Origin of the sequence: Chlorobaculum sp. 24CR (assembly GCF_004118635.1) — a bacterium.
In the GTDB taxonomy this organism is placed as follows: domain Bacteria; phylum Bacteroidota; class Chlorobiia; order Chlorobiales; family Chlorobiaceae; genus Chlorobaculum.
In genome coordinates, this window is the sequence record NZ_SDGU01000074.1 from 1 (window position 1) to 9,258 (window position 9,258).

The 9,258-nt window shown below is 55.4% G+C and carries 6 protein-coding genes and 1 riboswitch; of the genes, 2 read left to right on the top strand and 4 right to left on the bottom strand.

All coding sequences use genetic code 11. From position 1 onward, the window contains the following. Positions 1 to 50: 50 nt before the first annotated feature. Positions 51 to 380 carry an addiction module toxin RelE gene (locus EST62_RS12255; RefSeq protein WP_167599347.1) on the bottom strand — a complete coding sequence of 110 codons (330 nt, stop codon included), beginning with the start codon at positions 378 to 380 and terminating at the stop codon, positions 51 to 53. 188 nt (positions 381 to 568) lie between these two features. Between EST62_RS12255 and EST62_RS12260 the strand changes: the two genes are divergently transcribed. Further along, complete coding sequence (locus tag EST62_RS12260; protein WP_129052359.1) at positions 569 to 817, top strand: DUF2442 domain-containing protein; 249 nt, start codon at positions 569 to 571, stop codon at positions 815 to 817. Positions 818 to 1,017: 200 nt separating this feature from the next. After that, positions 1,018 to 2,232, top strand: a complete 1,215-nt coding sequence (locus tag EST62_RS12265) for a hypothetical protein (protein ID WP_129052360.1) — start codon at positions 1,018 to 1,020, stop codon at positions 2,230 to 2,232. Positions 2,233 to 2,431: 199 nt separating this feature from the next. On the opposite strand, the gene EST62_RS12270 is transcribed toward EST62_RS12265, so the two are convergent. From EST62_RS12270 to EST62_RS12280, 3 genes are all read right to left on the bottom strand, one after another. Continuing rightward, positions 2,432 to 7,006: an LAGLIDADG family homing endonuclease gene (locus tag EST62_RS12270; protein ID WP_129052361.1), complete on the bottom strand. Its 4,575-nt coding sequence runs from the start codon at positions 7,004 to 7,006 to the stop codon at positions 2,432 to 2,434. 237 nt (positions 7,007 to 7,243) lie between these two features. Beyond that, a riboswitch (cobalamin riboswitch) is annotated at positions 7,244 to 7,513 on the bottom strand. Positions 7,514 to 7,669: 156 nt separating this feature from the next. Then, entirely contained in the window at positions 7,670 to 8,677 is a 1,008-nt protein-coding gene (locus EST62_RS12275) for an NAD(P)-dependent oxidoreductase (protein WP_129052362.1), read from the bottom strand. A gap of 2 nt (positions 8,678 to 8,679) precedes the next feature. Then, positions 8,680 to 9,195: a hypothetical protein gene (locus EST62_RS12280; RefSeq protein ID WP_167599348.1), complete on the bottom strand. Its 516-nt coding sequence runs from the start codon at positions 9,193 to 9,195 to the stop codon at positions 8,680 to 8,682. Positions 9,196 to 9,258 lie beyond the last annotated feature (63 nt).

Below are 9,258 nucleotides of genomic sequence, written 5' to 3' on the forward strand. Positions count from 1 at the left end.
TACATTATGACTTTTATGAATATATGTGCTCAATTATTACACTTTTATCTTTAACGAAGCAGAGCTTCGGGGAATATATCCCATAGAGATTCAATCCTTTCAGCTTGCGACAGATTGGCTTTCTCCCCTTTTGAAAAAACCGACAGCAGAAATACCGGGATGTCGATTCCGGCATAGAACGTAATAACCCAGTAGCCTCCGCTTTTTCCCTTGCCTCGTCCGGCAAACCGGATTTTCCGTGCTCCGCCTGTGCCTCTCATTTCAACACCGCCATCAGGATTCTGTGCAACGTAATCCACAATGGCGCGTCGCTCGTCATCAGTCAATCCTGCCGCTTTTGCGCTTGCAAGATAATCGGGGGTTTCAATGACAACTTGCATAAGCAAACGATACGGCATTGCCGTATAAAAAACAAGAAAAAAAAGATGACTGGTCGTAGAACGCCGTGAAGCGTTCGCGACAGCCGAACAACAGTTCAGGTTTGAGTTCAGGCCGGGAGCCTCGTCGATGCAGTCGTGTTGGCTTCAGCGCATTATAAGCAAAAGAACCAAATTCAAGGCAGATCGGGATAACGTACGTCGGCGGTTATACTTACCATGTCACTTTCGACGATGGGTTGCGTGGTGAGATCGATTTTTCGGAGTCCCCGGAGAAAGGGCCTGTGTTCGCGCCACTCAAAGAGCCGGGCTTTTTCAGAAAGGCTTTTATCGAAGGCGGAACGATCGCATGGCCCAACGGAGCGGATGTTGCTCCCGAATCCCTCTACGAAAAACTCCTGCAAAAAGAACAAAACCGGGAATGTGTTGTAAATCAATAATTTGCGGATTTACTTGGGAGCATTATGCTCCAGCTTGGCACATTGAGCCTTCGGATCAATACCGGATTTTTAGCAACGGATCAACTTCCCAGAAACCTCTTCCCATAAAAAGATTGATAATTACGCTAAATATATTTAAATTTAACTGACTGATCTTTTAAACCACACATACAGCACTGCATATGTAACATTATATACCAATGACAAAAAATAATAGCACTACGTCCATAACAAAGAAAAAATGCTTTGTTATTTCTCCTATAGGCAAAGAAGGGAGCGAAGTCAGAAAAAGATCCGATGATGTTTATGAGTATATTTTAACACCAGTATTATTATCGCTCAATTATGACTTTGATCGAGCTGATAAAATAGCCACGCCGGGACTAATTGGATCTCAAATCATAAAAAGGTTGGTTGAGGCTGATCTGGTTATAGCTGATTTAACTGGTAGTAATCCAAATGTTTTTTATGAACTTGCAGTTAGGCATACTATAGGAAAACCTGTTGTTCAGATGATATCGAAAGGAGAGACACTACCTTTCGATATTACAAATAGCCGAACAATTTTTTTTGACCATCACGACTTAGCAAGCGTTGAACAATGCAAAAAAGATTTAGAGCTTCAGATTAAAGCGACCGAATCTGATCCCAAAAATGTAGATAATCCCGTTATTACTGTTTTTGATCTTATAAGTGTACGAGGCAGTGATAATCCTGTAGAAAAATTATTAGGCGATATTTTCTCTACTGTTGTAGGATTTCCTGAACAGCTTCACAATATTCAATTAACAGTAAGTAAATTATCTGGCAAGTATAATATAGATTTTAATAAAGAAGAAACCAATGCTGAAGCTCGTTTTATTGATGGAGAAACTGAGGCGTTTGCAGTATTAACAGAAGTAACAAGGCAAGCAAAAAACACAGTTAGATCATCTAGGTTTTTTCCCGAATCAGTTCTTATGCAACCGACATATGTTAGTGCTATGGAGCAAAGAATACAGGGAACAGATGGGAAGCCACCTTTAAAACATTATTACAGAATAGTTGCACTTAACAATCCCATAAAACAAAAAGATATAATTCATCATTTAAATTCATTTGCAGGATACCCGTTTACCTTATATTTAACCAATAATGACAACGCATTTGAACTTGTCATCGTAGATGATACCGATGCATTTATTCATTTTTATAAAGAAGAGAAGGTTATTGCATCTACGCTACATATTAAAGGGAAAATGGTGGTAAGTGAATTCATCGAAATATTTAATAAGCTAAAAAACAGAGGATTAGTTAAGGAATTTAATTGTGAAAAAATTACCAGAGACAACTTGATAAAAAATTTAGAAGAAGTAGACAATATTTTTAAAAAGAATAGAAATCAAGCAAGCAAAGAAAAAGAGGAAAATAATTAGCACCGCAAATTTAAACTTTAGTGCGGTTAGGAGACGTTGCTCCGTAGCTCATAATACTCACATTCAGCCTTTGGCTCAATGTGCCCTGTCCTAACATTTCGGGATGAGGTCATAATGCTACCCCAAACCTTGCCCCACATCTAACACATCAAAAGCGCCGAGCCAACACCCGGCGCTTTCAGAGTCAATCAAATCAACCTCACGAACAACCGGTCGTCATTCCGCAGTCCTCGCACACCTTGCACGTCCCGTTCTGCTTTACTCTTACCGATCCGCAATTCTCGCATTGCTCGCCGGTGTAGCCTTGCACCCTTGCTTGGGCGGCCTGGCTTTTCAGGACGCTTTTTTCGTCGTGGTGGGGTTTGGCGGCGTGGACGGCGAGTTCCGGCTCCGAAGCTTTGGACTTCGCTGCGTGGCCGTTGCCGCTTCCGTTGCCATTGCCGTTGGCGGGCACTTCTGGCACCTCATCGACCGCTTTGACGTGCACGAAATCCTTGCGGCCGAGGTAGTCGTAGCCGATGGAGCGGAAAACGTAGTCGAGAATCGAGGTCGAGTTCTTGATGGCGTTGTGGCCCTGCACCGCGCCCGCTGGCTCGAAGCGGGTGAAGGTGAAGCTGTCCACCAGCTCTTCGAGCGGCATTCCGTACTGGAGCGCCTTGGAGGCGAGCACGGCGAAGCAGTTGAGCAAGCCCTTGAACGACGCGCCCTCCTTATACATGTCGATGAACACTTCGCCCAGCGAGCCATCCTCGTACTCGCCGGTTCTGAGGAACACCTTGTGGCCGCCGACGTACGCCTCGCGGATGTAGCCTTTGCGGCGTTTGGGCAGCATCCGGCGCTCCGAGCGGTGATAGACGCGCTCGATGATGCGCTCCTGCACCTCCTTCGGCCCCTTGGTTTCGTCGAGGTCCTCCTCGGTGCCGAGCATGACCACCTCGTCGAGGTCGGCGATGGACGAAATGTTGAGCGGCTGCGAGAGCTTGGAGCCGTCGCGGTAGATCGTGATCGCCTTGACCATCGACTGCCACGCGGCTTTATAGACCTCGCCGATTTCAACGGTGGTGGCGGTCGCCGGCATGTTGACCGTCTTGGAGATCGCGCCGGAGATAAAGGGCTGCACGGCACTCATCATGTGCACGTGCGCCATGTGGGTGATGTAGCGCTCGCCCTTGCGCCCGCAGGTGCTGGCGCAGTCGAAGACCGGCAGGTGCTCCGGCTTGAGGTGCGGCGCACCCTCGATCATCATGGTGCCGCAAACGTAGTCGTTGGCTACCTCGATGTCCGCGTCGGTCGCGCCGAGGGCGAGGAGCATGTCGAAACCGCCGTCGTTCAGGTCGGCGTCGGAGAAGCCGAGCGAGCGGCAGAACTCCTCGCCGATGATCCATTTGTTGAAGGCGAAGCGGATGTCGAAAACGCTTTCGAGCTGCTTTTCGACCGCCTCGATCTTTTCGTCGGTAAAGCCGCGGCTCTTGAGCCACTGCTGGTTGATGCCGGGGCAGCCGCGCAACGTGCCGTGACCTTTGCAATATTTTTCGATCTTTTCGATCTGCGCGTCGGTGTAGCCAAGCCGCCCGAGCGCCTTGTGCACCGACTGGTTGACGATCTTGAAGTAGCCGCCGCCCGCCAGCTTCTTGAACTTGACGATGGCGAACTCCGGCTCGATGCCGGTGGTGTCGCAATCCATGACGAGGCCGATGGTGCCGGTCGGCGCGATGACGCTCACCTGCGCGTTGCGAAAGCCGTGCTTCTTGCCCTTTTTGAGCGCCTCGTCCCACACCTTTCCGGCGGCCTCGAACAGCTCCTTCGGGCAATATTCCGAATCGATGCCGCGAGGTTTCACGACCAAGCCTTCGTAATCGTCCTCCGAGCTGTTGATCGCCGCGCGGCGATGGTTGCGAATGACGCGCAGCATGTCGTCGCTGTTCTCGCGGTAGCGGGCGAACGCGCCGTGATCTTTCGCCAGATCGGCGGAGGTGACGTAGGCCTGGCCGGTCATGAGCGCCGCAATGCCGCCCGCGATGGCAAGACCGCGCGGCGAGTCGTAGGGAATGCCGAGCACCATCAAGACGCGCCCCATGTTGGCGAAGCCGAGGCCGAGCGTCCGGAACTCGTAGCTCAGGCGAGCGATCTCCGCCGACGGAAAGTGCGCCATCAGCACGGAGATTTCGAGCACCACCGTCCAGAGGCTGGAGGCGTGCTGGAGTTCGCCGATCTTGATTTTGCCCGTCTCTTCGTCGAGGAAGTGCGCGAGGTTCAGGCTGGCGAGGTTGCAGGCGGTGTCGTCGAGGAACATATATTCGCTGCAATTGTGGACGGCGATGCCGTTGGCGACAAAGTGGCTCGTCTCCGGCTCGGTCAGGTCGAACACCGGCTCCTCGCCGAGTCGGGTGAGCGAGGCCACGGCGTCGGTGAGCGAATCGTTGTACGCGCCGACCGTCTGGTTCAGGCGGCGCAGTTCGTCCGATTTGCGGCTCTCCGGCATGAAGCCAATCGCCTCCTCGAAGAGCACGCGCGAACTGCGGCTGATGCGCAGGGTGTGCATCTGCTGGACGGGATACTCCTTCGAGCCACCGTTGCCGTCGGGCAGCAGCGCGACCAGTTCACCGGCGCGGCGATTCTCGTAGAGCTTCGCCTTGATGCCGAAGTTGAGCAAGAGCAACTGCGCCTGGCGGAGCAGTTCGAGCGAGGTGGAGTCGAGCGCGACGTACTGTGATTTGTCACCGTAGTTGGCAACGGTTCCATCGGCGGTGAAGAGGCCGCGAAGCAAGGCGGCCTGTTCAGCGCGGGCGAGACGGAAAACCGCATCGGTGAAGGCTTTCTTCTCGCTCCCCTCGTCGAGCACGGCGAATGCTTCGAGCTGCTGGAGGATGCGTGGGCTGCCGACGGCGACGCGGGCGGTGGTCACGGTTTCGGTGACGGAACCCGGCTTGTTGTGCTCGCCGAGGCCGGGGCGCATGTCGTTGATGAGCGCATTGGCCCATTCGGCGATCTCTGTTTCGGCCTTGTCAACCGTCAGGAACGCCACGCGGCGCGCCTCTCCGGCGGCGGTGCGGCCGGAGGTCGTGGTGATGCAGCCGTCACCGGCAAACAGGCCGACGAGCTGCGCCTTCTCGGCGGAGCCGGTCGTCTCCTTGCCAAAGCCCGCGCCGACAAGGCGAACCACGTCATCCTTGCAGAGGTCGCAGGCCCGGACGTCGCCGCGATTTTCGGTGAAGACCGGATGATCGCCGGTGAGTTTCAGCGAGTAGCCGCTCTTTGTTTTCAACTCGTAAACCGGCTTCGTGCCGGTCGGAAAGATCTTTTCGACCCAGTGCATCTTGCCGTCGATGCTCTTGATGCCGCGAGACTGGCCGACCAGCCCGCCGATGCGTTCGAGGCCGCGGTCGGTCGCCACCAGCGTGTCGGCGGTGACGCACGGATTACTCGCGTTGATCCTGCCGCTCACCGGGCAGGTGTGCCACTCGTTGATGGTGGAGTCGAACTGCAAGCCGGGGTCGGCGCACTTCCAGGCGCTCATCACGATCTTTTCCCACAGGTCGCGGGCGCGAACCGCGCGGGCGTCCTTGCCGGTGGTGCGCTCGCGGAGTATCCACATTTCGTCGTTCTGCACGGCCTTCATGAACTCGTTGGTCACGCGAACGCTGTTGTTGGAGTTCTGCCCTCCGACGGTTGCGTAGGCTTCGGACTCGTAGTGCGTGTCGTACTCCTGGAAATCGAGGGTCGTGTAGCCCTGCTCGACGAGCGCCAGCACGCGCAGAATGTAGCTCAGCGGCACGGCGCGTTGCAGGGCGTTGCGGATAAGCCGGTCGAGCATTTCGTTCTCCTGCCGGTCAGCGCCGCCCCTGAGCGCTTCATCGACAATCGCCTTCAGGAAGCGCGAGCAGATTTTGGAACCGGCAACCATCGCGGCCACCTTGTCCTCCTCCTTGGCTTTCCACTCGATGAACTTTTCGATGTCGGGATGGTCGATGTCGATGATCACCATCTTGGCCGCGCGGCGCGTGGTGCCGCCGGACTTGATCGCGCCCGCCGCCGAGTCGAAAATCTTGAGGAAACTCATCAGCCCCGACGAGCTGCCGCCGCCGCTGAGCTTTTCGCCCGAGCCGCGCAGGTTCGAGTAGTTGGTGCCCGACCCGCTGCCGAACTTGAAGACGCGCGCCTCGCGGATGGCAAGGTCGAAAATGCCGCCCTCGTTGACCAGGTCGTCCTGGATCGACTGAATGAAGCAGGCATGCGCCTGCGGGCGGGAGTAGGCGTCCTCGGATTCACGGGTCTCGCCGGTCACCGGATCGACGTAGTAGTGACCCTGCGCCGGGCCGTTGATATTGTAGGCGAACTGGAGGCCGGTGTTGAACCACTGCGGCGAGTTCGGCGCGGCCATCTGCGCAAGCAGCATGTACGCCACCTCGTCGTAAAACGCCTGCGCGTCCTCCTCGGTGTCGAAGTAGTTGTGCTTGCGGCCCCAATCCTGCCAGCAGCCGACCATGCGGTGCGCCACCTGCCTGATGGAATTTTCGCTGCCGGTCACCGGCTGGCCATCCGCGCCGATGATGAGGTTGCCCTCGGCATCACGCTGCGGCACGCCGGTTTTACGGAAATATTTCTGCGCCAGAATGTCGGAGGCAACCTGCGACCAGGAAACCGGCACTTCGACATCGTTCATCTCGAAGACCTTCGAACCATCGGGATTGCGAAGCACGGAGGTTCTGAGCGTATAGTCGAAACGGTCGTAAACGTTTTCACCAGGGGAGGTGAACAGGCGGGCGATTTTCATGTGAAGTCTCCAGAATCGATAATTGGTTGTTGACAGGTAAATCCATTAAATACCGTGACTTACCTTTCTCCGGCACAAGCGCGAGCCGTGGGGGTGCATAATGACAAGGAGATGTTTTTGCAATATAAACACCTTGCCGCACAGAGGAAACAGCTCGGACAATCCGGTAAAAAAAGATCACGGAACTTAACAGGAAACGATCATTGACAGGTTCGCCAGGCTCTCTTCCCGAAGCCGCTCGACGCCTTTCATCCCGGCAGGTTTCCTGACTTGGACAGCCGCATCGCGCCAGGCGACACTTTTCAGCGCTGCATCCTTCCCAAGCCTTCCCCGTGGTAATCAGGGGTCGGCGCAGTGGACGAGCACGAACCGTAGAGACCAACCGGGCAGAGCGCCCATATAGCCTTACGGCATACCATCTTACAGTTGCGGGTACAGTGTACGATTCTCACGCACTTCCCTTTTACCCGGATGACAACATCCGGCACCGGAACGTCAAAAAGAACTCCCTATGGTAACGATTTTTTGGAAGGAAGGCAACGCCTGAGAAGGATTTTTCGGGCGATAAATGGCGTAGTTACTGCGAGTATAGCCCGCAAGGCTTTTGGCGTCAGCATTTCGGGACGAAGCGGTATCGGATTTTTTTCCCGTGCTTCCGATGCCTCATTTCATCTTCCACTGCGACGGCTCGGCCGTCACCAGCCACTCCAGCGTGCGCCGGATGCCCTCGTCCTGCGGCACTTCGCTCTGCCAGCCGAGCAGCTTGCGAGCCTTCGACACGTCGGCCAGCGCGCGCGAGGCGAGCACATCGACCGCCTGCCGGGTGAGCAGCGGGCGCTTTTCGCTTCCGGCAATCCGCCAGGCAACCTCCATCGCTTCGGCGACGGCCCGAACGAGGCCGAACGGCAGGTAGAGCGACGGCGGCGGCGAGCCAATCGCCCCGGCAACGCGCCGGCACACCTCCTCGAAGGTGATCGCCTCGCCATCGCAGGCCATGAACGCCTCGCCCACGGCTTCCGGGCGGGTGGCGGCGAGCATCGTCAGATCGACGAGATTGTCGATAGAGATCATGCTCATCGGCGCGTTGCGCGACCAGTAGAACATCTGCCGCTTGCGAATGGAGTCGGCAAGCAGCGGAAAGAGCGTCCGGTCGCCGGGGCCGTAAACCCACACCGGGTAGAGAATGCTCGCCGAAAGCCCGCGCTCCATGGCCGACCAAACCTCGTTTGTGCCGCCGATTTTGGTATCGGGATAGGATTGCTTTCGCGTCATGTAGGGCGTCTCTTCGTCGATGCGGCCAAGCAGGTGGTGATCGAAGCACTCGAACGAGCTGACATGCACCAGCCGCCCGACGCCGTGCCGGAGCGACGACTCGCAAATCGCGCGGGTGCCGCCAACGTTGATGTCGATGAAGTCCCGCATCGGCCCCCAGTCAGAGGTCAGCGCCGCAGCATGCAGCACAAGGTCGCACCCCCGCACCGCCGCATCGACTGCCCCGGCGTCACGCACGTCGCCTTCGATTACCTCGACGCCGGAGCTTCGCAGCGACTCGATGCGCGAATTCCCTTTCCGCACCAGCGCCTTCACGCCGTACCCGTCCCGCAGACACCGCTTCACCAGATGCGACCCGATAAACCCGGAAGCTCCGGTAACGAGAACTGCTTTGGTCATAATTACAAACTGTCGATACGGTTTTCACTCTGCTGTCGCCCCTCCCACAGTGGACAGTTCTTCACTGCCTTGCGAGTACCGCTTTCGCACAGAGTCCACAACTCAGGGGTCACTTTTTTCTCAGCCATATGTTTGTGAGCGTACGGGCAAAAAGTAGAGCGAACCCCGGACAAAATGTCGTCGATAATCGATTGAACTGCAATCGATGTGGTGTCCGCCTCATAGTTCTCTCTGAATACCCGCTTGTGAATCCGCTCAAGATCAAGGAAAAGAGCGAGCAGAACCAGGTGTACACGGTCAAGGTACTGTTCGTAGTACAGTCCGCGCTCATAATCCTGGGTCACATAAAGCATCTGCGTTTTCCTGCGCGTCCGGCTCACAAGGTAAAACTTGACCAGATAACCCAGACCGGCAAGCACAAGACCAATTCCCCAAAGCTCGAAAGCGGATGCTTTAAAGTATTGCGCCACCGTCACCCCTCCCGCGGAGTCTGTAAGATAAAGTGTGTAAACGGTCATAGTTTCCTATCATGTAACAAGGAGCAAAACTATGACCAGAAAGAAAGACAAGACCCCGGACAT

Bases quoted from the DNA above. Each gene is read 5' to 3' on its own strand.
- EST62_RS12280 (WP_167599348.1), bottom strand. From the start codon at position 9,195: ATGACCGTTTACACACTTTATCTTACAGACTCCGCGGGAGGGGTGACG.
- EST62_RS12270 (WP_129052361.1), bottom strand. From the start codon at position 7,006: ATGAAAATCGCCCGCCTGTTCACCTCCCCTGGTGAAAACGTTTACGAC.
- EST62_RS12275 (WP_129052362.1), bottom strand. From the start codon at position 8,677: ATGACCAAAGCAGTTCTCGTTACCGGAGCTTCCGGGTTTATCGGGTCG.
- EST62_RS12265 (WP_129052360.1), top strand. From the start codon at position 1,018: ATGACAAAAAATAATAGCACTACGTCCATAACAAAGAAAAAATGCTTT.
- EST62_RS12255 (WP_167599347.1), bottom strand. From the start codon at position 380: ATGCAAGTTGTCATTGAAACCCCCGATTATCTTGCAAGCGCAAAAGCG.